This is a genomic window from Paludibacterium flexuosum (genome assembly GCF_037076605.1).
GTDB lineage: Bacteria > Pseudomonadota > Gammaproteobacteria > Burkholderiales > Chromobacteriaceae > Paludibacterium.
Genome location: NZ_AP029060.1, coordinates 32774 through 58016, shown reverse-complemented (window position 1 = coordinate 58016; position 25243 = coordinate 32774). Strand labels below are relative to the sequence as shown.

At 62.0% G+C, this 25243-nt stretch carries 25 protein-coding genes; 13 read left to right on the top strand and 12 right to left on the bottom strand.

Annotation, left to right across the window (positions count from 1 at the left end; all coding sequences use genetic code 11):
* Positions 1-101 precede the first annotated feature (101 nt).
* Positions 102-1763: a SulP family inorganic anion transporter gene (locus tag AACH39_RS00280; RefSeq protein ID WP_215776960.1), complete on the bottom strand. Its 1662-nt coding sequence runs from the start codon at positions 1761-1763 to the stop codon at positions 102-104.
* Positions 1764-1921: 158 nt separating this feature from the next.
* Between AACH39_RS00280 and AACH39_RS00275 the strand changes: the two genes are divergently transcribed.
* The 3 genes from AACH39_RS00275 (at position 1922) to AACH39_RS00265 (ending at position 3811) form a co-directional block, all read left to right on the top strand.
* Positions 1922-2473 carry a peptidylprolyl isomerase gene (locus tag AACH39_RS00275; RefSeq protein WP_215776963.1) on the top strand — a complete coding sequence of 184 codons (552 nt, stop codon included), beginning with the start codon at positions 1922-1924 and terminating at the stop codon, positions 2471-2473.
* Between the two features lie 35 nt (positions 2474-2508).
* A complete protein-coding gene (locus AACH39_RS00270) occupies positions 2509-3009 on the top strand; it encodes a peptidylprolyl isomerase (protein ID WP_215776965.1) in 501 nt (166 codons plus the stop codon).
* A gap of 61 nt (positions 3010-3070) precedes the next feature.
* A complete protein-coding gene (locus AACH39_RS00265) occupies positions 3071-3811 on the top strand; it encodes a UDP-2,3-diacylglucosamine diphosphatase (RefSeq protein WP_215776967.1) in 741 nt (246 codons plus the stop codon).
* A 39-nt stretch (positions 3812-3850) separates the two neighbouring features.
* On the opposite strand, the gene AACH39_RS00260 is transcribed toward AACH39_RS00265, so the two are convergent.
* The 3 genes from AACH39_RS00260 to AACH39_RS00250 are packed head-to-tail and all read right to left on the bottom strand — an operon-like array spanning position 3851 to position 6784.
* The gene (locus AACH39_RS00260) at positions 3851-5302 is read right to left on the bottom strand and encodes a YdiU family protein (protein WP_215776969.1); all 1452 of its coding nucleotides are present in this window, start codon (positions 5300-5302) and stop codon (positions 3851-3853) included.
* A 59-nt stretch (positions 5303-5361) separates the two neighbouring features.
* On the bottom strand, positions 5362-5850 hold the full coding sequence (locus tag AACH39_RS00255) for a hypothetical protein (protein WP_215776971.1): 489 nt from the start codon (positions 5848-5850) through the stop codon (positions 5362-5364).
* Between the two features lie 28 nt (positions 5851-5878).
* Positions 5879-6784 (bottom strand): LysR family transcriptional regulator, encoded by a 906-nt coding sequence (locus AACH39_RS00250; protein ID WP_215776973.1) that lies wholly within the window; start codon positions 6782-6784, stop codon positions 5879-5881.
* Positions 6785-7088: 304 nt separating this feature from the next.
* Here AACH39_RS00250 and AACH39_RS00245 point away from each other — a divergent pair, with 304 nt between their 5' ends.
* From AACH39_RS00245 to acs, 3 genes are all read left to right on the top strand, one after another.
* A complete protein-coding gene (locus AACH39_RS00245) occupies positions 7089-7400 on the top strand; it encodes a DUF485 domain-containing protein (RefSeq protein ID WP_215776975.1) in 312 nt (103 codons plus the stop codon).
* A complete protein-coding gene (locus AACH39_RS00240; RefSeq protein WP_215776978.1) occupies positions 7397-9082 on the top strand; it encodes a cation acetate symporter in 1686 nt (561 codons plus the stop codon). The genes AACH39_RS00245 and AACH39_RS00240 overlap by 4 nt, the downstream gene beginning before the upstream one ends.
* Positions 9083-9145: 63 nt before the next feature.
* A complete protein-coding gene (gene acs / locus AACH39_RS00235; RefSeq protein WP_215776980.1) occupies positions 9146-11113 on the top strand; it encodes an acetate--CoA ligase in 1968 nt (655 codons plus the stop codon).
* A gap of 125 nt (positions 11114-11238) precedes the next feature.
* Here acs and AACH39_RS00230 read toward each other — a convergent pair whose 3' ends face one another.
* Together AACH39_RS00230 and AACH39_RS00225 are read right to left on the bottom strand one after the other, a co-directional pair.
* On the bottom strand, positions 11239-12459 hold the full coding sequence (locus AACH39_RS00230; RefSeq protein WP_215776982.1) for a hypothetical protein: 1221 nt from the start codon (positions 12457-12459) through the stop codon (positions 11239-11241).
* A gap of 172 nt (positions 12460-12631) precedes the next feature.
* Complete coding sequence (locus AACH39_RS00225) at positions 12632-13873, bottom strand: hypothetical protein (protein WP_338620658.1); 1242 nt, start codon at positions 13871-13873, stop codon at positions 12632-12634.
* A 181-nt stretch (positions 13874-14054) separates the two neighbouring features.
* Between AACH39_RS00225 and AACH39_RS00220 the strand changes: the two genes are divergently transcribed.
* From AACH39_RS00220 to AACH39_RS00205, 4 genes are all read left to right on the top strand, one after another.
* Entirely contained in the window at positions 14055-14921 is an 867-nt protein-coding gene (locus AACH39_RS00220; RefSeq protein ID WP_215776986.1) for an AraC family transcriptional regulator, read from the top strand.
* Between the two features lie 81 nt (positions 14922-15002).
* The gene (rsxB, locus tag AACH39_RS00215; RefSeq protein WP_215776989.1) at positions 15003-15689 is read left to right on the top strand and encodes an electron transport complex subunit RsxB; all 687 of its coding nucleotides are present in this window, start codon (positions 15003-15005) and stop codon (positions 15687-15689) included.
* Positions 15686-16318 (top strand): endonuclease III, encoded by a 633-nt coding sequence (nth, locus tag AACH39_RS00210; RefSeq protein WP_215776991.1) that lies wholly within the window; start codon positions 15686-15688, stop codon positions 16316-16318. Before rsxB ends, nth begins: the two co-directional genes overlap by 4 nt.
* Positions 16319-16437: 119 nt before the next feature.
* Complete coding sequence (locus tag AACH39_RS00205; RefSeq protein ID WP_215776994.1) at positions 16438-17931, top strand: DegQ family serine endoprotease; 1494 nt, start codon at positions 16438-16440, stop codon at positions 17929-17931.
* A gap of 46 nt (positions 17932-17977) precedes the next feature.
* On the opposite strand, the gene AACH39_RS00200 is transcribed toward AACH39_RS00205, so the two are convergent.
* The gene (locus AACH39_RS00200) at positions 17978-18799 is read right to left on the bottom strand and encodes an aminoglycoside phosphotransferase family protein (RefSeq protein ID WP_338620657.1); all 822 of its coding nucleotides are present in this window, start codon (positions 18797-18799) and stop codon (positions 17978-17980) included.
* A gap of 259 nt (positions 18800-19058) precedes the next feature.
* Between AACH39_RS00200 and AACH39_RS00195 the strand changes: the two genes are divergently transcribed.
* Both AACH39_RS00195 and rraA read left to right on the top strand, forming a co-directional pair.
* On the top strand, positions 19059-19775 hold the full coding sequence (locus AACH39_RS00195; RefSeq protein WP_338620656.1) for a type 1 glutamine amidotransferase: 717 nt from the start codon (positions 19059-19061) through the stop codon (positions 19773-19775).
* A 2-nt stretch (positions 19776-19777) separates the two neighbouring features.
* Positions 19778-20257, top strand: a complete 480-nt coding sequence (gene rraA / locus AACH39_RS00190; RefSeq protein WP_215777001.1) for a ribonuclease E activity regulator RraA — start codon at positions 19778-19780, stop codon at positions 20255-20257.
* A 16-nt stretch (positions 20258-20273) separates the two neighbouring features.
* Here the strand turns inward: rraA and AACH39_RS00185 are convergent, their stop codons facing one another.
* Positions 20274-20732, bottom strand: a complete 459-nt coding sequence (locus tag AACH39_RS00185; protein ID WP_338620655.1) for a GFA family protein — start codon at positions 20730-20732, stop codon at positions 20274-20276.
* A 111-nt stretch (positions 20733-20843) separates the two neighbouring features.
* Here AACH39_RS00185 and AACH39_RS00180 point away from each other — a divergent pair, with 111 nt between their 5' ends.
* Positions 20844-21311 carry a MarR family transcriptional regulator gene (locus tag AACH39_RS00180; protein ID WP_215777003.1) on the top strand — a complete coding sequence of 156 codons (468 nt, stop codon included), beginning with the start codon at positions 20844-20846 and terminating at the stop codon, positions 21309-21311.
* Between the two features lie 19 nt (positions 21312-21330).
* Here the strand turns inward: AACH39_RS00180 and AACH39_RS00175 are convergent, their stop codons facing one another.
* The 4 genes from AACH39_RS00175 to panB form a co-directional block, all read right to left on the bottom strand.
* The gene (locus tag AACH39_RS00175) at positions 21331-23079 is read right to left on the bottom strand and encodes a hypothetical protein (RefSeq protein ID WP_338620654.1); all 1749 of its coding nucleotides are present in this window, start codon (positions 23077-23079) and stop codon (positions 21331-21333) included.
* 126 nt (positions 23080-23205) lie between these two features.
* Positions 23206-23586, bottom strand: coding sequence for an aspartate 1-decarboxylase (gene panD / locus AACH39_RS00170; RefSeq protein WP_215777008.1), 381 nt, complete (start codon positions 23584-23586; stop codon positions 23206-23208).
* Positions 23587-23597: 11 nt separating this feature from the next.
* Complete coding sequence (gene panC / locus AACH39_RS00165) at positions 23598-24434, bottom strand: pantoate--beta-alanine ligase (RefSeq protein ID WP_215777010.1); 837 nt, start codon at positions 24432-24434, stop codon at positions 23598-23600.
* Between the two features lie 16 nt (positions 24435-24450).
* The gene (panB, locus tag AACH39_RS00160; protein WP_215777013.1) at positions 24451-25242 is read right to left on the bottom strand and encodes a 3-methyl-2-oxobutanoate hydroxymethyltransferase; all 792 of its coding nucleotides are present in this window, start codon (positions 25240-25242) and stop codon (positions 24451-24453) included.
* Position 25243: the final 1 nt, after the last annotated feature.

Below are 25243 nucleotides of genomic sequence, written 5' to 3'. Positions count from 1 at the left end.
CCACAAGAATCGGGGATAAATCTGTGGACAACCCTGTTAATTCACTGTCCGGCCGGGACTTTATGTCGCTGGTCAAAAACTGGCCAGCGACACCCCGGACCCTAGCCCCAGACCACGCCTTGCAGCAATAGCTCTTCGGCATGCTTGAGCGCTGCCGCCAGATCCGGCTGCAAATTGCGCTCCCCCATATCCGCCGCCAGACGCGAGCCGACCAGCAGATCCATGACTTCGGCGCCCGCACCGCACAGCACCAGCACCCGCCCCTGCTCGCGCAGCTTGCTATTGAGGCTGTCGAGCGCCAGCAGGCCGGTGGTATCCAGCAACACCAGCCGGTGCAGCTGCAGAATGATCACACGCGCATCCGGTGCCTGGTGCAGTAACTGATCCACCGTATCGGCCGCCCCAAAAAACAGTGCACCCTCGATCCGGAACGCGGCGCAGCCCGGCGGGACGACCTTGCCGGCAATCGAGTGACGCTCGAACAGCTGGGCGTACTCTGGCTTGAGCAAATGCACCCCGGTATGGCGCGCCATGCTCTGAATGAAAAACACCGCGGCCATCAGCAGGCCGACCTCGACCGCCACCGTCAGATCGAAGGTAACCGTCAGCACGAAAGTCACGATCAGGATGGCGGTATCGCGGCGAGGAAACAGCATGGCCTTGCGCACATCCCAGTCGCCCATCTTCAGTGACACCGACACCAGAATCGCGGCCAGCACGGCCAGCGGAATATACGATGCCAGCGGTGCGGCCAGCAGCAGGATCAGCAGCAGCACCAGGCAGTGAATCAGGGCAGCGACCGGCGTCCGCCCGCCATTACTGATGCTGGTCGCGGTCCGCGCCACGGCACCGGTCACCGGAATACCGCCGAACAGCGGCACCAGCAGGTTGGCAATCCCCTGCGCCATCAGTTCCTGGTTCGCATCATGCTTGTCATTGGTCATGGTATCGGCCACCACCGCACACAGCAGGGACTCGATGGCACCCAGCAAGGCGATGGTAAAGGCCGGAGCCAGCAGATCGGACAGATGATTGAAATCCAGTTGCGGCACGACCAGAGAGGGCAAGCCTTGCGGAATCGCGCCGAACTTGCTGCCGATGGTGGCCAGCGGCAGATGCAGCAGCGAGCACACTACCGTGCCCAGTACCAGTGCCACAAAGGGCGATGGCAAGAGTTTGTTGAGACGGCGCGGCCACAGCAGGATCAGCGCCAGCGTCAGCACGGCCACGGTCGTGGTCAGGGGATCCAGATGCGGCAGAGATTGTTTCAGGGTTTGCGCCACAGCGAAGAAACCGGACGGCATGTGCGCCACCGGCAAGCCGAAGAAATCTTTCAGCTGGGTCAGGAAAATCAGCAGGGCAATCCCGTTGGTGAACCCGGTAATCAGCGGCATGGGGAAGAAGCGGATCACCTGTCCCAGGCGCAGCAGCCCCATGATCAGCAGCATCACACCGGCCATCATGGTACAGATCAGCAAATTGGCGACGCCGTACTTCAGCACGATGCCATAAATGATGACGATGAAGGCCCCGGTCGGGCCGCTGACCGACAGGCGCGTCCCCCCGAACAGGGCAGCCAGCAGGCCACCGATCACCGCGGTGAAAATCCCCGCCTGCGGCGTCACCCCGGAGGCCATGGCAAACGCCATGGCCAGCGGCAGCGCCACAATCCCCACCGTCAGCCCGGCCATCAGATCATGGCGGAAAATTTGCCGGTCATAGCCGGCCAGACAGTCCAGTAACCTTGGACGAAATGCAATCATGACAAGTCTTCTTGAAAATGGATAAACCCGGATCCAGCCCGCCTTCCGCGCCCATGGTCTCGGCAACCAAACCGTGGCGCCTGCAGCGCAATAACTTGTTCTGAGGCGATCGAACGCTGTGCTAAAATCCGCTTTTTAAAATGTCGCCGAGATCAACGATGAAAAAACTGCTGGCTCTCCTTGCGCTGCTGCCTGGCCTGGTGCTGGCGGCGCCGGTGGTCGAACTGACCACCAACCAGGGCAATATCGAGATTACGCTTGATCAGGCCCACGCACCCAAAACAGTTGCCAACTTTCTGGCCTATGTCAAATCAGGTCATTACAACGGTACTGTATTCCACCGTGTTATAGAAGGTTTCATGATCCAGGGCGGCGGTTTCGATGCCAAACTCAAGCAGAAACCGACACGGGCACCGATCGTCAACGAGGCCGACAATGGCCTGAAAAACACCATCGGCACGATCGCCATGGCGCGCACACCGGAACCCAATTCGGCCACGGCACAGTTTTTCATCAACGTCGCCAACAACGACCCGCTCGATTTCCGCTCCCGCACCGATGAGGGCTGGGGCTATGCGGTATTCGGCAAGGTGACGCGCGGCATGGATGTGGTCAACCGCATCTCGCACATGAAAACCATTGATGTCGGCATGATGTCCGACGTCCCTGAAAAACCGGTCGTGATCATCAAGGCGGTGATCAAGGGCTGAGTCCCCCTCTCCACGCTATATCGAAGGAACAAGACATGATCAAACTGAGCACCAACCTGGGCGATATCGTCATCGACCTGTACCACGACCGCGCACCGGTCACCGCCGCCAACTTCGAACAGTACGTGCGTGACGGCCACTATGACGGCACCATCTTCCATCGCGTCATCAACGGCTTCATGATCCAGGGCGGCGGCTTCACCGCCGACATGGCGCAAAAAGAAACCCGCGAGCCGATCAAGAACGAAGCCAACAATGGCGTCGGCAACAAGACCTACACCATCGCCATGGCCCGCACCATGGACCCGCACTCGGCCTCGGCTCAGTTCTTCATCAACGTGGCAGACAACGACTTCCTGAACCACACCTCGGCGACCGCCCAGGGCTGGGGCTATGCCGTATTCGGTGAAGTGGTCGAAGGCAAGGATGTGGTCGACCGCATCAAGACCGTACCGACCGGCCGCAGTGGCATGCACCAGGACGTACCGAAGGAACCGGTGACCATCGTCAAGGCTGAAGTGATCGAAACCGCCTGATCGTCCCCCGCCCCCTGCCCGTCAGGGGGCCTATCCATACCCACCGCCGCGCGGAGCCGCCATGGCCATCCACCTGATTTCCGACCTGCACCTGAGCGAAGAGACGCCGAAACTCAACCAGCTGTTCCTGAGGACACTGGCCGACTGGCAAGGAAAGATCGACGCCCTCTACATCCTTGGCGATCTGTTTGAATACTGGGTGGGAGACGACGACGATTCGGATTTCATCCGCCAGATGCTGGCCGCCATGCAAGCGTTCTCCCGCGTCACGCCGCTGTTTGTCATGCGTGGCAACCGAGACTTCCTGCTGGGCCAGGGCTTTGCCGACGCCAGTGGCGCCACCCTGCTGGAAGAGCCGAGCGAGCTGCAGGTCGGCATCGGCCGCTACCTGCTCTGCCATGGCGATGCCCTGTGCACCGATGATCTGGCCTACCAGCAGTTTCGCGCCCAGAGCCGCCAGCCGGCCTGGCAACAGGCGATGCTGTCACGACCGCTGGCCGAACGCCATGCCATCGCGCGCCAGGCTCGCATGGCCAGCGAGAGCAACAAACAGCAGACAGGCCTGAGCGATATCTCCGATGTCACCGACAGCGCCGTGCTCGCCCTGCTGCAGGCTCATGGCTGGCCAATGCTGGTGCATGGGCACACTCATCGCCCAGCCTGTCATCTGATCGAGCAGGACGGACAGCAAACCCAGCGCTGGGTAATTGCCGACTGGCACGATGATCGTGGCGGCTATCTGCAAATCGACACACACGGCATCAGCGCCCATGCACTGGGGCCTGTCACCGGCGAGCGCTGATCGCCAGGCCCCTGGCGCCCCCACCCCCGGCCGGCACACTCAACTGGAACAGCTCAGGCAGATCTCTGCCGCCCAGGAGGGTGGCAGCGCCGCATAGGCCTCGAACTCGGGTTGCTCGTCAAAGGGATGCATCAGGCATTGCTGCAGACGGGCAATCTCGCTGTAGTCGCGTGCATCACGCGCCCGGGCAATGGCCTGTTCCGCCAGATAATTGCGCAGGATGTATTTGGGGTTGACCGCCAGCATCGCCGGATGACGAACGGCATCGACACTGCCCTCGGCCTGCAGGCGGGCACGATAGCGGGCAAGCCAGGCCAGCCAGTCGGCCGGCTCGGCAAACAGCGCGGTCAGCGCATCATCCTCCCCTTGCAGCGACAGACGACTCAGACGCCGGAAGAACACCGTAAAATCGACCGCCTGCGCCTGCAACAGCAGCAGCAAAGCCTGCAACAGCGACTCGTCGTCATCCTGCGCAGAGACGAACCCCAGCTTGGCACGCCAGCGGCTCAGCCAGGCCTGGCGGAACACGCCCGGAAAATCCTCCAGCACGGCCAGCAGATCGGCCTCCGACACCAGCGGCAGCAGCGCACTGGCCAGACAGGACAGATTCCAGTGCGCCACGCGTGGCTGCTCGTTATAGGCGTAGCGCCCGCCATGGTCGGAATGGTTGCAGATATGGCCGGCATCGAAGGCATCGAGAAAACCGAACGGGCCATAGTCGAGGGTCAGGCCGAGGATCGACATATTGTCGCTGTTCATCACCCCGTGGCAGAAACCAACAGCCTGCCAGGCAGCGACCATCTGTGCGGTACGCCGGCTGATTTCGGCAAATAGCGCCGCATAGGGCTGGTCGGCCGCCAGGCACTGCGGGTAATGATGCTGCAGCACATGGTCGGCCAGGGCGCGCACCACATCGTGCTGGCCGCGGTGATAGAACACCTCGAAAGAACCGAAACGGATAAAGCTGGGCGCCACGCGCGTCACCACCGCCGCGGTTTCGGCGCTTTCGCGCCAAACGGTCTCGTCCGAACCGGCCAGGCACAAGGCACGGGTGGTCGGGATGCCCAGCCCATGCATGGCTTCGGAGCACAGATATTCGCGAATACTGGAACGCAGGACCGCACGGCCGTCCCCCATGCGCGAAAAGGGAGTCTGCCCGGCCCCCTTCAGCTGCAGCTCCATGACACCGTCCGCATGAGGCAAATCACCCAGCAACAGAGCCCGACCGTCGCCCAGCTGCGGCACATACACCCCGAACTGATGTCCGGCATACAGCGCGGCCAGCGGTTGTTCGCCGTCGGCCACGGCCGAACCGGCGAACAGGAGCAGCTGGCTGGCCAGCAAATCATCCGGCAGCCCCAGCTCGGCCGCCAGCGCGGCGTTGCGGGCAATCCAGTAGGGCTGGGGCAGCGGCGTCGGCGCCACCTGGCGGTAACACACGGCAGGCAGCGAACGGAAGCGCTGGCCGAAACGGGGAAATGAGATAGGCATGCCCGGATTCTAGCCGTGGCCGACGCGGAAAAAAACGTGGTTACCGGTAGGGGAATGACTTACTTGCTGCGACCACAGCCCGGCCGGCAGTAATACATGCCGCCGTGCCCGGCCTTCGGTTCATGGCCCTGGCTGATGAGCCAGGCCCGGCGTGCTTCGCGCGCCGCATTGACGGCGGCCGCCGACAGCCGGGTCGAGGCAAAATGACTGACCTGGCGCGTCATCTTGGCCATGGCACCACAGGAAACGTCGCTCAGGCGAATGGCACGGGCAATCGGATCATCCGGATCCTGCCAGGGCTTCAGCCACAGCGCATGCAGGGCACTGAGCCATTGCTCACCCACGCGCTGCATTTCGCGCTGGCTGTCGGCATGAACCTGCCACCAGGCCAGCGAGGCCACCATGGCACCGTCCAGATGCTGCTGCCATTCCTCCTCGCGCCAGTTCATGGCGGAGTCGATGGCATCGGCCACCGAGCGACAGACATCGCGTTGCGCCTCGTCCAGGCAGCGACGATGGTGATCCAGGGTATCAAGATAGCTACGCATGGCGGCAGACCCGTCGATGAAGTGAAGATCAGGAAAGAGCCTGTGCTTCGGCTGGCGACAATGTCCAGATCTCGGCCAGGGAGGACAGCAACAAACGCATGACCGGATCGCCCTCACGGTCTGCAGGATAGACAAACTGCAAATCAAAATGTTTGCGCACGCCGGGAACAACCCACAATGCGCCGCGCGCCGCCATCGCCTGGGCGGCATCCTCACGCACCAGCGCCAGCCCCACCTCCGACGCCACCAGCTCGAGCAGGGTGTCGTGATGATCGCACTCCACCAGCTTGCGCGGTGAAATATTCAGTTCGCGCCACAACTCGGCCGTCAGGCGGTTAAAGCTGGAAAACTGCGAAAGACCGATCCAGGGCAACTTGCCCAACTCTCGTAACTGGCCACCGGCCAGACGCTCGCGCCAGGCGGTCGGCATGGCGATCACGAAAGGCAGCTGCGTCAACAACTGGGTATTCACGTTGGCATAGGGGTTTTTTCCGAGGAAAAATCCCCCTTCCAGCTCATGCTTGCGTACCTTGTTGAGGATGTCGATCGTCACCCCCTGATACAGGCGTAAATCGAGCAAAGGGGTACGCTGACAAAGGTGCGCGACCCAGGGGCCAATACGCAGAATCGACGGCGACAAGGCCAGACCGATGCGTGCCAGCCCGCCGGGCTGCCCTTTCAGGCTACGGGCATGGTCAATCATGTGACGAGCCGAATCGAGGATAGACTGTGCTCGTGGCAGCAGGTCCTGTCCGGCCAGGGTCAGCATCACGCCCCCCGCGGTACGTTCGAACAGCGGCAAACCCACCTCTTCTTCCAGCGCCTTGATCTGCGCCGTCACTGCGGGCTGCGACAGATGCAACTGCTCGGCAGCCTGGGTCAGATGCCCCTGCTGCGCGACAGTGACAAAGGTGCGCAGTTGATAGATTTCCATGGATTGCTTCAGCCGCTTGAGTCGGCCGCCCGAGCACTTCGATTGCGCTGAGCATAGCAGTTATGCAATTTGGCTACAACGACGGTTTCACGCCAAAACAAGCCCGACACCCACAGGCAACCTGTCTGACAATCCATCAGGAATGGAGCAAAAAATCTATTGCAATAGATTGTTTTTAAATGGTTTTTGCATTGCATCATCGGCATGACAAATAACAGGCATCAAAATTTGCGATTAGCCATCCGGACGCCCCCTCTATATGGTTAAACAGCGGTGTAATACCCGCACTACAAAGGAGACGACCATGGATCAAGATGTACTGAAAAAAGTACAGTCCAATCCCAAATTTATCGAACTGGTGCACAAGAAAACCAGTCTGGGCTGGACTCTGAGTGTGATCATGCTGGTGATTTACTACGGTTTCATCGCCCTGCTGGCCTTCTCTCCCAAGACACTGGGTACGCCGCTGGCCGCGGGCATGGTGACCACCGTCGGCATCCCTGTCGGGGTACTGATCATCCTGTCGGCCTTCGTGCTGACCGGCATTTATGTCCGCAAGGCCAACAGCGAATTCGATGCACTCAACAAGCAAGTGGTAGAGGAGGCACAACAATGAAAAACCGCCTGATCCCGATCGGCACCGCCTTGCTGCTGCTGGCTGCACCGCTGGCACAGGCCGGCGAGGCCATCAGCGGCGAGGTCAAACGCCAGCCGCTGAACATTCCGGCCATCACCATGTTCTTCATTTTCGTGCTGGCCACCCTGGGCATCACTTACTGGGCGGCACGACGCACCCGCTCCGCCAAGGATTTCTACGCAGCCGGAGGCGGCATCACCGGTCTGCAAAACGGTCTGGCGATTGCCGGCGACTATATGTCGGCAGCGTCCTTTCTCGGTATTTCCGCCATGGTGTACGAAAAGGGCTATGACGGCCTGATCTACTCCATGGGCTTCCTGGTCGGCTGGCCGATCATTCTGTTCCTGATTGCCGAACGCCTGCGCAACCTCGGCAAATACACCTTTGCCGACGTGGCCTCCTACCGCCTGAGCCAGACCCCGGTGCGCAGTTTCGCCGCACTGGGCACGCTGGTGGTGGTGGCGGTTTATCTGATTGCCCAGATGGTCGGTGCCGGCAAGCTGATTCAGCTGCTGTTCGGCATGAACTACACCTCGGCCGTGCTGCTGGTCGGCATCCTGATGGTGCTGTACGTCACTTTCGGCGGCATGCTGGCGACCACCTGGGTACAGATCGTCAAGGCGGTGATGCTGCTGTGTGGCGCCACCTTCATGGCCCTCATGGTGCTGCAGCACGCCGGCTTCAGCTTCGAAACCCTGTTCCAGCAGGCCACCGCCGTCCACAGCAAGCACCTGGCGATCATGTCCCCGGGCGGTCTGGTTTCCAACCCGATTGACGCCATCTCGCTCGGCATGGCGCTGATGTTGGGTACCGCCGGTCTGCCGCACATCCTGATGCGCTTCTTCACCGTGGCCGATGCCCGCGCTGCACGCAAATCGGTGTTCTACGCCACCGGGTTCATCGGTTACTTCTACATTCTGACCTTCATCATCGGCTTTGGCGCCATCATGCTGGTGCTCAACCAGCCGGGCATGATGGAAACCGTGATCAAGGAGGGCAAGCCCGTCACCCAGCTGATCGGTGGCAACAATATGGCCGCCATCCACCTGGCCGATGCCGTCGGCGGCAATCTGTTCCTCGGCTTCATCTCGGCCGTGGCCTTCGCCACGATCCTGGCGGTGGTTTCCGGTCTGGCACTGTCCGGCGCCTCGGCGGTGTCGCACGACATCTACGCGTCGATCATCAAGAAGGGACAGGCCAATGAGGCCGATGAAATCCGCGTTTCCAAGATCACCACGGTGATCCTGGGGCTGGTCGCCATCGTCCTGGGCATCGCCTTCGAGAAGCAGAACATCGCCTTCATGGTCGGCCTGGCCTTCTCGATCGCCGCTTCGGCCAACTTCCCGGTGCTGTTCCTGTCGATGTTCTGGCGCGGCCTGACCACGCGTGGTGCCGTCGTCGGCGGTCTGGTCGGCCTGATCTGTGCCGTCGGCCTGATCATTGTCGGCCCGACGGTCTGGGTGGATGTGCTCAAGCACAAGGAAGCCCTGTTCCCGTACAAGAACCCGGCCCTGTTCTCGATGACCCTGGCCTTCCTGACCACCTGGCTGTTCTCGATTACCGACAGCTCGGCCCAGGCAGAAAAGGAAAAGGCCGAATTTGACGCCCAGTTTGTCCGTGCCATGACCGGCATCGGTGCCAGCGGCGCATCCAAGCATTAAGACGCAACAGCGCCGCCCGGTTCGGGCGGCGCGCATTTGAATGGCTTTATCAAGGAGAAATTCATGTCCGCCCTGGAATCCATCCTCAAGGAAACCCGCAGCTTTCCCCCGTCCGACGATTTCCGCCAGAAGGCGGCCATCCCGGGCATGGAGGCCTACAATGCCTTGTGTGATCAGGCCAACGACCAATACCAGTCTTTCTGGGGCGACCTGGCACGCGAGCTCCTGACCTGGAAAAAACCGTTCACCCGGGTACTGGACGAAAGCCAGGCCCCCTTCTTCAAGTGGTTTGACGACGGCGTGCTGAACGTGTCGTACAACTGCCTGGACCGTCATCTGGCCAGCAGCGGCAACAAGACCGCGCTGATCTTCGAAGCCGATGATGGCGCCGTCAGCAAGGTGAGTTACAACGAACTGCATCAGCGCGTCTGCCAGTTCGCCAACGGCCTCAAGCACCTTGGCGTCACCAAGGGTGACCGCGTGGTGATCTATATGCCGATGGTGGTGGAAGCCATCGTGGCCATGCAGGCCTGCGCCCGGATCGGCGCCATCCACTCGGTGGTGTTCGGCGGCTTCTCCGCCGGTGCCTTGCGCGATCGCGTACAGGACGCCGGGGCCAAGGTGGTGATTACCGCCAACGAAGGTCTGCGCGGCGGCAAGACCGTCCCGCTCAAGGCCACGACCGATGAAGCCATCGCCATGGGCGGTTGCGAGAGCATCCAGCATGTCGTGGTTTACCAGCGCACCCCCGCTCAGCCCGCCAGCTGGAGCGAAGGCCGCGATGTCTGGTGGCACCAGCTGGTCGCCAGTCAGCCGGTACAGTGCGAACCGGAATGGATGAACGCCGAAGACCCGCTGTTCATCCTCTATACCTCGGGCTCCACCGGCAAACCCAAGGGTATCCAGCACTCCAGCGCCGGCTACCTGCTCGGCGCCATCAACAGCTTCCGCTGGGTCTTCGACTACAAGCCGAACGACGTTTACTGGTGCACCGCCGATGTCGGCTGGATCACCGGTCACTCCTACATCTGCTACGGCCCGCTCGGCATCGGTGCCACCCAGGTCATCTTCGAAGGGGTGCCGACCTATCCGGATGCCAACCGCTTCTGGCGCATGATCGAACAACACAAGGTCACGCTGTTCTATACCGCGCCGACCGCCATCCGCTCGCTGATCAAGCTCGGTGCCGAGGCACCCAAGCAGTTCGACCTGTCCTCGCTGCGGCTGTTGGGCACGGTGGGCGAACCGATCAACCCGGAAGCCTGGATGTGGTACTACGAAGTGGTCGGCGGTGGCCGCTGCCCGATCGTCGACACCTGGTGGCAGACCGAAACCGGTTCGGCCATGATCGCCCCGATGCCTGGCGCCGTGGCGACCAAACCGGGTTCTTGCACCTTGCCGCTGCCGGGCATCATGGCCGACATCGTGGATGAGTCCGGCGCACCGGTCGAGGCCGGCAAGGGGGGCTTCCTGGTGATCAAGCGCCCCTTCCCCAGCCTGGTCCGCACGATCTGGGGCGACGCCGATCGCTTCAAAAAGACCTACTTCCCGGAAGAGTTCGACGGCAAATACTATCTGGCGGGTGACTCTGCCCACCGCGATGAAAATGGCTACTTCTGGATCATGGGCCGGATCGATGACGTCCTGAACGTTTCCGGTCACCGCCTGGGGACCATGGAGATCGAATCGGCGCTGGTGGCCAACCCGCTGGTGGCCGAAGCCGCCGTGGTCGGCAAGCCGCACGAGATCAAGGGGGAAGCCGTGGTGGCCTTTGTGGTCTTGAAGGGACCCCGACCGCAGGGGGACGAGGCCAAGAAGGTGGCCGACAACCTCAAGCAATGGGTGGCGCACGAGATCGGCAAGATTGCCCAGCCGGATGAAATCCGCTTCGGCGAGAACCTGCCCAAGACCCGTTCCGGCAAGATCATGCGCCGTCTGCTGCGTTCGCTGGCACGCGGCGAGGAGATCACCCAGGACGTGTCGACGCTGGAAAATCCGCAGATCCTGCAACAACTGCAGCAATCGGCCTGATCGGCTCAAACCGGCAGGATGGCGCCCGGCAGAGACCGGGCGCGGCATAAAACCACGCAGCACAAATCTTAACGCCCGGCATGTGCCGGGCGTTTTTCATGCGACTACCTCACGAGCAAGACAGCTTATCGTGCCAAAGCAAAGACGTGCTGCACGCCCTGGCCATCGACCAGATTGCCGGAAATCAGATCACCACTGGAGGACAGCTGGGTCAGATAGGCATCCCTGACGCCACCCTGGTCAGCATAGGCCGCATTCAGGGTATCGGTCAGGTCAACCAGCTGGCCGTTTGCAACATAGTAAAAGGCATGGCGGTGGCCATCCTTCTCGAAATCACCCACGATGACGCCACCATTCGCCGACATGGCCGCCGGATGAAAGTCGCCGGCGCCAGGCAGGGTGCCCAGATCGTTCATGCCGTTCTGGGTGTAGACAAACACATGGTCTTTGCCGACGGCAGGCGCGGAATAACCCATGATCACGTTCCCATTATCGGACATGGCCACCACCGTGGCCTCCTTGCCGCCCAGCGTCCCCAGATCCTGCATGCCACGACCGTCAACATAGCGGAAAGCGCGATGGTTGGATGTATTGCCTGCCACGACAGAACCGCTGGTCGACACTGCAACCGGACGCACACTGTGGTTATTGAGGGTGCCCAGATCCTTCATGCCAATTGCATTGTTATACAGGAAGGCATGACCGGTCGTGGTGTAGCCGTCGGATACCCCCGCCACCCAGTCACCAGACGAGGAAACAGCAGTCGCTTCCGAAGTTGCCCCGCCCAGGGTGCCGATATCCTTGACAGTGCCACCCAGGCTCCAAATGAAGGCATGCTGGCTGCCACCCAAACCAACGCGGCCGACGATTTGCTGACCGGAAGGCGAAGCCGCATTGGCAAAGGTCACATTGTTGCCACCATCCAGCTGTTGAAACTTGCCGGAGATGATATCCAGACGATAAGCATGCGTCATGCGATCATCGAAAGCGGAAACCATATTGCCTTGCAGCGAGCTGCCATTTCGCGCCATGGACTGCACCGAATAGTGGTAGTCCTTCTTGCCCATGATGTCGACGTTGCGATCTTCCGTCACCAGCATCACATCATTCGGCAGCGACTTGTCGGCCGGGGTCTGTACCACGCTGGCCAGCCAGCGACCGTCCGGGCCGCGGGTGACCGGGCCTTCGCTGAACACGGTCCCGTTATCGGAAACGAAGTCGTACAGGAAATCAAAGCCACCGGCACTGGCGGTAACCGGTTGATGGCTCTGTGCCAGAGCCGGCAGCGACATGGCGGCCAGGGCCCCCATGACCAGGGTACGGGTAAAATGCTGTTGCAAATGCATGAGTCTCTCCATTAAACGCCACAAAGGAAGAAGCATTGTTTACGACATGGCTGTCGGCCAATATAAGCAAGATCCGAAAGGCCTCTCTGACTCAAGGCGCTCGTCAGCACCCAATACAACGCCCCCGCAAACCTGCAGATTGGCGGGGGCGCAAAACGGTCAGACAACCGGATTACAACAGAATGGCAAAGGCGTGCTGTACACCTTGCTGATCGGTGAAGTCGCCCGAGACAACGTGACCATCGGCCGACAGTGCCGTGAATCGGGACTGGACAACACCATCGTTAGCGAAGGTCCGTGCCAGATCCGCATTCATGTCCACCAGACCGGTGGCGGCGCTGTAGTAGAAAGCGTGGGGCTGCTGATTCACCTGCACAGCACCGATGATCACCTTGCCATCATCCGACATGGCCGCCGGGCGGAAATCCTGCGCCCCGGGCAGTGTGCCGAGGTCTTCCATCACCTGGTTGAAGAGGAAGACATGATCAAAACCGGTTGCCGGGGCGGAATAGCCCATCACCGTCTTGCCATCACGCGACATGGCCACCGTCACGGCATAGCGACCGCCGAGCGTGCCCAGGTTTCGCCAGCCCAGCCCCTTGACATAAACAACCGACTGCGAAGCGGTGCCGGCATCATAAGTCGCCGCCACCACCTGACCACCGTCCGACACGGCAACCGGACGGACCGCGGCGTTACCGGGCGAGCCGAGATCCTGAATTTGCTTGTTGTTGACGCTATCGAACAGGAAAGCGTGGCCGCTGAAAGTACTGCCGTCCGCTTCACCGGCAATATAGTCGCCGCGACGGGAAATGGCGGTCGCTTGCGAACGCCCGCCCAGGCTGCCGATCAGGTCCAGCCCGGTACTGCCGCAGCCCCAGGCAAAGGCACGCTGCTGGTCGCCGGTACCCACACCGCCTACCACGACGTCGCCATTGAGCGAGCTGGCATTGACCACACTGACATCACCAGCGTCCGGCGCCATCTGGTATTGCCCTTTCTGGGCATCACTCATGCAGAATGCATGAGTCTGGTCCGGCAACCAGGTCGGTGCCAGATTACCGATCAGCTTGCTGCCATCCTGAGCGATGGCACTCAGGTGAATGTTGACCGGCTCATGGTTAGGCGTATCGCCTTCGATACCACGTGTCCAGCCCTCATTCCCCTCCTTGCCCCCCACCAGCAAGGCGGTCTGGGGGGTCATCGCCGCTTGTTTCATGGTCCGTTGCAGGCCGCCGCTCCAGAACTGGCTGCCCACATGCGCAACCGGACCAGCCGCAAAGCCATTCACATCATTCGAGGCCTGGTTATAGAGTACGTGAACGATCACCGGGCTTTGTGCCATGACCGGCATGGTCAGGCAGGCCAGTGCACCGGCAATCAGTGAGCGAGACAACTGAAGAGGCAAACGCATCCAAAACTCCATTGAGAGGGTTAAAAACCGGAGAGGCGATGCTCTCGCACACAATGGGTGCCAAAAATCGGATGAGTACGAAAGGAAACACTGACGTCACAGGAAAAAGCAGGCAAATGACCTGTCGGCAGATCAGGACATTCTGACAATAAACTGGCATAGTGACGGCCAGGAGATCTCCATGACCGAACAACGCGCCCAGGCGTATGCCCGGCGCTTCAACCGGGTGTTTGATTACATCGACCAACATCTGGATGAAGACCTTTCGCTGGAACGGCTCAGCCAGGTGGCCAATTTTTCCAAATACCATTTCCAGCGCCAGTTCACCGACTACTGCGGCATCAGCGTCAGTCGCTATATTCAGCTGATGCGTATGAAGCGTGCTTCATTCCGCCTGGCATTCAACCCGCTGGAACGCATCATCGACATTGCGCTGGAGAGTGGTTTCGAGAACCCGGAGTCGTTTACCCGTGCCTTCAAGCAACTGTTCGGCCAAACGCCCAGTGCCTTTCGCCGCAAGCCGGACTGGGAGGCCTGGGCGCGTCGCTACCAGCAACACAAGCGGCAGCGTCCGCTGAACCGGGAGGTTGACATCGTCGACTTTCCCCAAACGGCGGTGGCCATCCTGCCCCACCGTGGCGCCCCCTCTCTGATCCCGAACACAGTACGGCGCTTTATCGACTGGCGACGGGAAAGCGGCCTGTCTCCGCTGGAGAGCAGCCAGACCTTCGGCATTGCCCATGACAACCCCGAGACCACCGCGCCGGAAGCCTTTCGCTTCGATGTCGCCGGCTCGGTCCTGGCGCCGGTGCCGGCCAATGAGCAAGGGGTGGTCAACGGCGTGATTGTCGCCGGGCGCTGTGCCCGCTTGCGCCATCATGGCAGCCATGACCATCTGGGGGAGTCCGTGCTGTACCTGTATCGTGAATGGCTGCCACACAGCGGCGAAGAATTGCGCGATTTCCCGCTGTTTTTCCACTACCTCAGTCTGCTGGTCCATACCCCGGAGCACCAGTTGCAAACCGATATCTATCTGCCGCTGAAATAAGCCGCCCTGCCTGCAGTGCGGTTGAAGCCACCGGCAGATCATCGGATAATGAGGCCCTTTCAGCCGCCTGCCATCCGCCGCATGTCCCGACCCGTCATCCCGCTCGTCAGCGCAGAAGCCATTGATGCCATCCTGCCGCAAACCCAGTGCCGCCAATGCACCTATCAAGGCTGCCGGCCCTACGCAGAAGCCATTGCCCGCGGCGAGGCCGACATCAACCGCTGCCCGCCCGGTGGCGAAGAAGGCATCCGCAGGTTATCGGCACTGACCGGCAAGCCTTATCTCGGCTTTGCACCGGATGCGCCCCAGCCCAGGCCGCGTGCCCTGGCGGTGATCGATGAAGAAAACTGTATCGGCTGTACCCTGTGCATTCAGGCCTGTCCGGTCGATGCGATTCTGGGGGCCGCCAAGCAGATGCATACCGTGATCGGGGACGAGTGCACCGGCTGTGAACTGTGTGTGGCACCCTGCCCGGTCGACGCCATCAGCATGGTGCCGCTGCAACCGCTGACCATGGGACTGAGCGCCGCCCAGTCGCAGCATGCGCGGCAACGCTACCTGCAAAGAGAGGCCCGGCAGGCACGCGACCGGGCCGAGAAGGCCGCCCGGCTGGCCGCCCGTCAGACCGCGCCGGCGACAAGCCCGGACGCCCCGGCAGCGCCCGTGGCGGCCAACACCCTCGACGAGCAGAAAAAGGCCGTGATTGCGGCCGCCATGCGTCGAGCGGCCGAACTGCAGGCGGCCCGCAAGGCCGGGGACAAATCATGAACAGCGCCAAACGTCTGGAGATCTTTCGCCGCTTCGCCGCCGAGACGGCCAAGCCGACCACCGAGCTGAATTACCGCAACCCGTTCGAATTGCTGATCGCGGTGCTGCTGTCGGCCCAGGCGACCGACGTCAGTGTCAACAAGGCCACCGTCGGTCTGTTTGCCGCGGCCCCGACGCCCGAGGCCATGCTGGCGCTGGGCGAGGCCGGCGTCATCGAGCACATCCAGACCATCGGGCTGTTCCGCAGCAAGGCGCGCCATATCATGGCCACCTGCCACCTGCTGCTGGAGAAGCACGGCGGCCAGGTACCGGACCAGCGTGCCGCGCTGGAAGCCTTGCCCGGCGTGGGCCGCAAAACGGCCAATGTGGTGCTCAACACCGCGTTCGGCCAGCCAACCATCGCGGTCGACACGCATATCTTCCGGGTGGCCAATCGCACCGGCATCGCGCCAGGCAAGGATGTCCGCGCCGTCGAGGACGGCCTGATGCGCAAAGTGCCCAGAGAATACCGCCTGGATGCCCATCACTGGCTGATTCTGCACGGACGCTATGTCTGCAAGGCACGCAAACCCTTGTGCCAGCGCTGCCTGATCGCCGATCTCTGCGAATATTCTGCAAAAACGGTATGATAGCCCGCAGGCAGGTCTGTTTTCGGAACAATCCTGCTTGAAAACTGTCTTTCGGCCCCGAAATTCAGCCAATATAACAATCTGGTCATATCGACTCCATCAGCCTAAAGGATAGCCTTGTGACTGCCCGCGTTCGTCTGTTGTGCACCGCCGCCTTGACGCTGACTCTGCTGACTGGCTGTGATCAGGTGCGACAATGGTTCCACAAAGAACCGCCTGCGCCGACCGCCCCGGCGGTCATTCCGGCACAGCAGGACGGCAAGATCGGCATGCTGTTGCCAGACTTCACCCAGCTGGTCGAGCGCGCCGGACCGGCGGTGGTCAATATCCAGGCTGTGCGCAATGGCCCGGCCGGCGAGGAGGAAAGCACCGATGCCGGCGGGCAGGATGACCCCTTCTTCGACTTTTTCAAGCGCTTCATGCCCAACCCCTACGATCAGGGCAGTGAAGGCCAGGACCAGCAAGCGCCATCGGACAGCATCTCGTTTGGCTCGGGCTTTGTCATCAGCCAGGACGGCTACATCATGACCAATGCCCATGTGGTACAGGGTGGCAACCCGATCAAGGTGGTGATGACCGACAAGCGCGAATTCAAGGCCAAACTGGTGGGCCTGGACAAGCGCACCGATGTGGCCTTGCTCAAGATTGACGCCTCCTCGCTGCCAGTGGTCAAAGTGGGTGATCCGGACCAGCTCAAGCCGGGCGAATGGGTGGCGGCCATCGGCGCACCGTTCGGCTTCGAAAACTCGGTCACCGCCGGCATTGTCTCGGCCAAGGGCCGCAGCCTGCCGGATGAAACCTATGTCCCGTTCATTCAGACCGATGTGGCCATCAACCCGGGCAACTCCGGCGGCCCGCTGTTCAACCTGCGCGGCGAAGTCGTCGGCATCAACTCGCAGATTTACAGCCGTTCGGGCGGATTCATGGGGATCTCCTTTGCCATCCCGATCAATCTGGCGATGAATGTCGCCGATCAAATCAAGGTCAAGGGCAAGGTCAGCCGTGGTCAGCTGGGGGTCAGCATTCAGGAAATGACGCAGGAGCTGGCGCAGTCTTTCGGGCTGTCACAGCCTCGCGGAGCACTGGTCGTTCGCGTCGAGCCGCAAAGCCCGGCAGCCCGCGCCGGTGTCCACCCGGGGGATGTGATCCTGCAACTGGATGACAAGACCATCACCAGCTCGAAGGATCTGCCGCAGGTCGTAGGCAGCATGAAGCCCGGCAGCAAGGTCAAGCTGCGCATCTGGCGCAAAGGCAGCGAAGTGCAGTTGTTTGCCACGCTGGGCGAGCTCTCCAATGACACGGCCGCGCAACCGGCGACCGAGCCGAACCAGCCGCAGAGCTATCAGTTCGGCAAGCTCGGGCTGGTGGTCAGCGAAATCCCGCCGGCACAGCTGGCCCAGATCGGCCTGCGCGGCGGTCTGCTGGTGGAAAAGGTCAAGGGGCTGGCGGCCCGTTCGGGACTGATGGGCGGAGATGTCATCATCGGCGTCAACCAGACCGAGGTGACCACCATCAAGGGCTTCGAGCAGGCGCTGTCCAGTGCGCACGGCAATATTGCGTTGCTGGTCCGCCGCATGAGCGACACCTTGTATGTACCGCTGAAACTGAACTGATCTGCAGCCTGCCAGGACAAGCCCGACCAGACGGTCGGGCTTTTTTTCAGGCCAGCCGCAGTGCGGCCAGTGCCTGCTCCAGTACATGGCGGGCCGCCCGTTCATCGCCGCCATCCTGCCGATGCCACAGCACTGACAGTCCGCTCCAGGCGGCAATCCAGCCCAACAGCCGCTGAGGCACCAGCCCGGCCTCCTCGCAGACCAGGGCCAGCAGACGTTCCAGCCTTCCCGGCTGCAGCACGACGTCCAGACAGGGGTTGCAAAACAGATTGGCATAGTCGAAACCACGCTCTCCATACAGCCCCTTGGGATCGATGGCACACCAGCCCCCCACCCCCTGCATGACGTTGCCGTGGTGCAGGTCGCCGTGTAACAAAGTGACCTCCTGCTGACTGCTCAGCAGCGAAGCCGCCAGTCCGGCAGCCTGACGCAACGCGACCTCCCCTCCGGCCTGATACTGCAGCAAATCCTGGAACCATTGCGACAAGGGCATCAGGACCGGCAAGGGTTCTGCCCCAGGCCGATGCAACTCGCGCGCCACCCGACACAACACCCGGGTCGCCTGATCATCCTGCCCCTGTTGTGACATGAGCGGCAGCGAAGGCTCGGGCAACAGGCGCGCCATCAGCAAGGCCGGCCCATGCAGCCCCAGCACCGCCGCGGCACCGCGTCCGTCACGCCAGGCCATCCACTGATTGCCGCGGATTTCCTCTTCGGTCAGGGCAATCTTCAGCATCGCCGGCTGACCGCGCCAGCGTACCGCCTGCAGGACACTGCTGGCGGTATGAAACGGGGCGGCGTCGCGACGCAGTTGCCAATGCGCGATATAGCGCGCCAACAGATCAGATGGTTGTTGCTCGGCAGTCATGAAACATCCTCGTGATGGAACAAGCCCGGCGGGACAAACGGGTGCCGCATGGCACGGCAAGCCCCCCCTCTATCGGTGGCTGATAGCAGAGTGGACTATGAAGGACACAAGAAAATTCCTGCCAACGCAGAAAAAGACTGTCTCGTCAAAGTGGCATGGCAAACCATGATGGTTCGTGGAACGTGCGAACTGCAACTCACTTGGCATGGCTATGGGCGCTGCTGCTATGATGTCATATCGCTGATTCTACCCATCCGACATGAAACCGATTGCCCTGTTCCAACATCACCCCGACGACGGTGCCGGTTACTTTCTTGATTTCGCCCGACGCAGCCATTTGCCTGTCGTCCTGTTTCGCGGCGATATGGGAGAGGCCTTGCCGACCACCATTCAGCCGTTCTCTGCCTTGGTGTCGCTGGGCGGACCGATGAGTGTCAATGACCGGCTGGACTTCATCGAATACGAGACGCTGCTGATGGAAGAAGCCATCGCGCATCAGATCCCGATTCTGGGGCACTGTCTGGGCAGTCAGCTGCTTGCGCGCACCCTGGGGGGCGAGATTCGGGCCAATGCACCGTCCCCGGTGGAAATCGGCTGGCATCGGGTGGAAGCACTGGACGACCGGCATCCGGACTGGACCGGGATGTTCCGGCTCGGAGAGGTGTTTCAGTGGCATAACGAGAGCTGGAGCCTGCCACAAGGCGCAGAACTCCTGCTGGGCAATGCACACTGCGCTCACCAGATGTTCCGTCATGGGCCGCATCTGGGCATGCAATTCCATATCGAAATTACCGCCGACAAGATCCGCGCCTGGTGTCGCAGCAGCAGCCACGAACCGGCCCAATGGGCGCATTTGCCCTGTGCGCAGTCTGCCGAGGCCATGCAGCAGGACCTGACGGACAAGGTGGGCCTGTCCAACCGCATGGCCGATGCCATTTATCAACGCTGGAGTCAGGCACTTTATCAGAAAGGGTAAGCATGGATTTTCTGACCACGGACTTGTGCGATGCCCAGCCGGACAAGGTGCAGGTGCTGGAGCCCCTCTTCCGCGCCTATGGCGGCCGGACACGTTTTGGCGGCCAGATGGTGACGCTCAAGCTGTTTGAGGACAATGCCCTGGTGCGCAGCACACTCTCCGAGCCGGGACGGGGCCGCGTTCTGGTGGTGGACGGCGGCGGCTCTTTGCGCTGTGCGCTGCTGGGTGATCAGCTGGGCGAGCTGGCCGTGCAAAACGGCTGGGCCGGGGTGCTGGTCTTTGGCGCCATCCGGGATTCGGTCGCGCTGGGTAAACTGCCGCTCGGGATTCGTGCCCTGAATACTCACCCCATGAAATCGATCAAGCGCGGGGAAGGTCAGCGGGATCTGTCTTTGCGTTTTGCCGGCGTGACACTCCAGCCTGGTCATTGGCTGTATGCCGATGAGGACGGGATCATCGTCAGCGCCGACGCCCTGCTCTGAACTGCCCGCCCAGGACCTAGCCGGATTCGAGCTGGTGCGAACGCCGGCGCGGATGGGGCTGGCTGCCCTCTTCCACCGAACGTTCATGCACGGGCAGCCCCCCCAGTTGTGCCGGCTCGGCCCAGGGCAGGTGGCTAGCCCACCAGGTATGATGCTCTGGCTGCAGCCACTGCGGCTGATCCAGCGAGCACAGCGTCAGATCCACCTCACCCGGATCGGATTCATGGCGATAACTGAGCGTGGTGCCGCAACGCCGGCAAAAGCCGCGCTCCACCGCGGCCGAAGACCGATACAGCGCCAGCGCCTCGCCGCGCCACTCCACCTCCGAGACCCGGACGGTAAACCAGGACACAAAGGCGGCCCCGCTGGCCTTGCGGCAGGTCTTGCAATGGCAGTGTGTCAGGTAGCCCGGGACGCCTCGCACCACATAGCGAATCGAGCCGCACAAACAACCTCCGGTGAGTTGATCCTGCATGCTGCACTCCTTTGCCGACGGCGGTGACGGTGTCCCTACTATGCATGTCGCATGGAGAAATGCCAAGTAAACCATTTGACGATGGTTGCCTGGGCAATATATTGTCCGTCCATGACATGGAATGACACCCCCTTTCGGGTCACCCCGGAAGACCTGACCTGCGTCCCCTCCTCCGAAGCATTGGGCTATCTCATCCTCGGCGCCAAAAGGCGACTGACCGAGATACTGGAAGAGGAGTTGGCGCCACTGGGCCTGACTGCGGCACAATCGGCCGTGATCATGCAGCTCTACCGCGGCGAAGAAAACACGCCGGCCGGCTTCTGCCGGCTGCTGGATTACGACCCTGGTGCCATGACCCGGCTGCTGTACCGTATCGAGCACAAGGGACTGTTGCGTCGCGCGCAAAACCCGCAGGACCGGCGGTCTTTCCGCTTCGAACTGACCGAGGCCGGACGCGCGCTGTGCCCGGCGATGCTGGAGAGGATTTGCCAGGCTCACAATCGCCTGCTGGCCGGACTCGGCCAGCAGGATGCCGACACCTTGCGGCGACTGCTTCAGTGCATCTTGCGGCGCCACTAAGCCCCCAGACCAGGTTTGACTATGGCGTGATGCCCCCGCCCCCCGGCGTGAGCGGGTAGGCTCGCCAGGCGCAGGCCGGCTGCAGCGGGTCGTCACACTGGCGGCCAAGCCCCAGAAGGGCCGCACCGGCCTGGCGATTCTCGGCGCGGATGCTCAGCACCTGCTCTTGCAACAAATTGACCAGCCGGTCCTGATGTTCGCCCTGCCAGCGCCACTCGAAATGCCCCCCCGGCTGGCAGCGCTCGCTGCGCAAGCGGCCATCCCTGGCCAGGGCCAGACAAAGCACCGGTCGCGCCACCGCATACAGTTGACGCTGACGATTCAGTGCCCACCCCTGTCCGGAAGACTGATCGCAAGCCCGCCCGGACACCTCCCCGCCTTCCCGGTGCCAGGTCAGACAATACTGGGCGTCATGACGCCAGGCACGCACCTGCAAGGGGAGTTCAGGCCGGAACAGCGGTGCGGACCAGTCCACGATGACCGTTGTCGCCAGCGACAGATCATGGCTGCTGGCATAGTGGGCAATCTGCGTGGGCGTGATGCGTGACAGGGCCGCCATGACCCTGGCCTCGGCGCGGATCTGAAAGCGTGTACTGCCCTGTTCGTCCACCGGCACCTGCCAGGTTGCCAGCATGCCGGGCAGGAAATTGGCATGAGACAGCCCGCTGAACAATTCGCTGCGTACCGGCAGCGCCCCCTCGCGGATCTCGTCGTCGCTGCGGAACATCTGCTCGTCCAGACCCAGCTGCCATTGCAGGTCCAGCAGATTGCCGCGCGTTCGGTTGAGCACCCGATACTCCTGCAATGGATAGCGCAGGGTGGTGGAGCGGGTTTCGCCAGACTGCCGGCTCTCCCCCAGGGAAACGCCGGCACTGCTGCCGTGCAGGGACAGTCCGGCCTGGAGCTGCCGCTGCTGCGTCGCACTGCGGCTGATATCGACCGTGGTCCCGCGCGCCTGATTTCTCGGCTCATGCTCCAGCAATTGCAGATGGGCAGGGCCATCCGGCTCGATCGTGATGGAATAGTGGCCGGCATAAGGCCCGAACCAGCTGTGCCGCAAGGTCCGGCCACGATCCAGCGTCAACTGCTGATGCTGCTGCGGGGACAGATGCCAGCCGCTGCCCCCGGCCTCACCGGCGCCCAGCGACAGGCGCAGATACTTGCCGGCCGGCCAGCCGGGCGGTGCCCCCGGGCTGTCGGAAGAAAAATGATCCAGACGCAGACGGGTCTGGAATGTCGCCCTGCCCTCGCAGGCATCTTGCGGGTTCTCCAGACTGATGCGCCCCAGAAACCCCTTGCCGATATCCCGCGCCAGCGGACAAGGCTGCGGACCGTGCACCAGCGTCAGTGACAGGGTATGTGCGGTCAGCGTCTGGCTGAGGCCGAGGCTGCGCCGTATGCGCCGGGGCGAGTGCTGTTGTTCGCGCCAGGCGGCGGCGAGCTGCGGCGCACTGCCCGCCTGACCGGCCAGCACGGCCAGACTGCCATCCGGCTGGCGCGACACCAGCAGAAGCGGCAAGGACACTGACAGCCCCAGCCATCGGCGCGTGAGCATCGCCGCCTCAGCAAGGCCCGCGACCCGCTGATCGAAAACCAGCGGCCCCTGTCCGGGCTGCGGCAAGGGGGGAAAGGGTTGACCCGGCATCAGCGTCAGCGGCCGGGCCGCCTGACCGGCCAGCGCAGCCAGCAAGGCGGCATCCGGCGTCATCGCCATGAGCGAGGTACTGAACAGCAAGGGGGCAGTATGCAGACAACGGGAATAGCGCATGATCGTCTCCTGACAAGAAGAGCGTTCACGCTAGCCAAGCTGACGCACGCAGGCCAGTTGGCGCGGCAGGGGCCGGAAACAAAAACACCCCGCCATCGGGCGGGGTGTCGTCATCGGCCGTCAGCCTCAGGCTGGCTGGGTCGGGATGGCGTGCTGCAGCTCGGTCATCTGGTTCTTGTCATCGACAAAGACCAGACGCGGGCGCAGCCCGGCGAGTTCATGCTCCTCGTACTGGGCAAAGGTGGCGATGATCAGCAGGTCGCCCACCGCCGCACGACGCGCCGCCGAGCCATTGACCGAAATGATGCCGGAGCCGCGCTCGGCCTTGATGGCGTAAGTGGCAAAGCGCTCGCCGTTGGTGACATTCCAGATCTGGATCTCTTCGAATTCGCGGATGTCGGCGGCTTCGAGCAGGTTTTCGTCAATGGCGCAGGATCCGATGTAGTGCAGTTCGGAATGCGTGGCGGTGACGCGGTGCAGCTTGGATTTCAGCATGGTACGTTGCATAGGGCTCTCCTTCAGGCGCGGCGCACGTCGATATTGTCGATCAGGCGGGTCTTGCCCAGGCGGGCAGCGACCAGCACCACAACGTGTTTCTCACCGGCATGGGCAATTTCCAGGGTATCGGCCTGACGGACCTCGACATAGTCGACCTGCCAGCCATGGGCTTCCAGATCCTGTCTGGCACGGCATTCCATGTCGGCATAGTCATGGTCGCCGGCCAGCAGGCGATCGCGGATTTGTGTCAGGTTGCGATACAGGCGCGGGGCCTCGGCACGTTCTTCCGCGCTCAGATAGCCATTGCGCGAGGACAGCGCCAGTCCGTCCGCCGCACGGCCGGTATCGACGCCGACAATCTCGATGTCCACATCCAGATCCGCCACCATGGCGCGGATCACGTGCAGTTGCTGGAAGTCCTTCTTGCCGAAGCAGGCGACATCCGGCTTGACGATATTGAACAGCTTGGTCACCACCGTGGCCACGCCACGGAAATGCCCGGGACGGAATGCCCCGCACAGCTCATTCTGGATATGCGGCGGCTCGACGTTGAAGTCCTGCTTCACGCGCGGGTAGAGCTCGTGCTCATCGGGGAAAAACAGCACATCGACGCCGGCGTCGATCAGCTTCTGGCAATCGGCCTCGAAGGTACGCGGATAGGCACCAAAATCCTCACCCTGACCGAACTGCAGCCGGTTGACGAAGATGCTGACCACCACTTTCGGCGCCTGGCGATGTGCTTCGCTCACCAGCGCCAGATGCCCTTCATGCAGATTACCCATGGTCGGAACAAATGCCACCCGGCCAGCCGTCTTGCGCCAGGCGCGCATGTCGGCGATCGTGCGGATGATTTCCATTTTTATGTCAGTCCTTTCAGAAACAATGTTCGGGCGCCGGGAAACTCTGATCTTTCACCGCGCGCACATAGGCGGCGACAGCGTCCTGAATGCTGTCGGCCCCCTGGAGGAAATTCTTGACGAAGCGGGCCTTCTTGCCCGGATAGACGCCCAGCATGTCATGCAGCACCAGCACCTGGCCCCCGACGTCGACGCCGGCACCGATACCGATGGTCGGTACGGGCACGGCCTGGCTGATGCGGCCGGCCAGTTCGGCCGGCACACACTCCATCAGCACCAGACTGGCGCCCGCTTCGGCCAGGGAGGTGGCATCGTGCAGGATGCGCTCGGCATCGGACTCGCTCTTGCCCTGGACGCGATAACCACCAAAGGCATTGACGAACTGGGGCGTCAGGCCGATGTGCGAGCACACCGGAATACCGCGCTCCACCAGGAAGCGGGTGGTCTCCGCCATGAAGGCGCCGCCTTCCAGCTTGACCATATGCGCCCCGGCCTGGATCAGCCGTGCCGAGCTGGCAAACGCCTGCTGTGGCGATTCCTGGTAGCTGCCGAACGGCAGGTCGGCCAGAATCAGGGCCCGCTTGGCACCGCGCGCCACACAGCGTGTGTGGTAGACCATGTCGTCCAGGCTCACCGGCAGGGTTGAATCGTTGGCCTGCACGACCATGCCGAGCGAGTCGCCGATCAACAGAATATCGACGCCGGCCTCATCCAGCAGGGTGGCAAAGCTGGCGTCGTAGCAAGTCAGCATGGCGATCTTCTGACCTTCCTGTGCCATCTTGCCCAACGTGCTCACAGTCATTTTCATG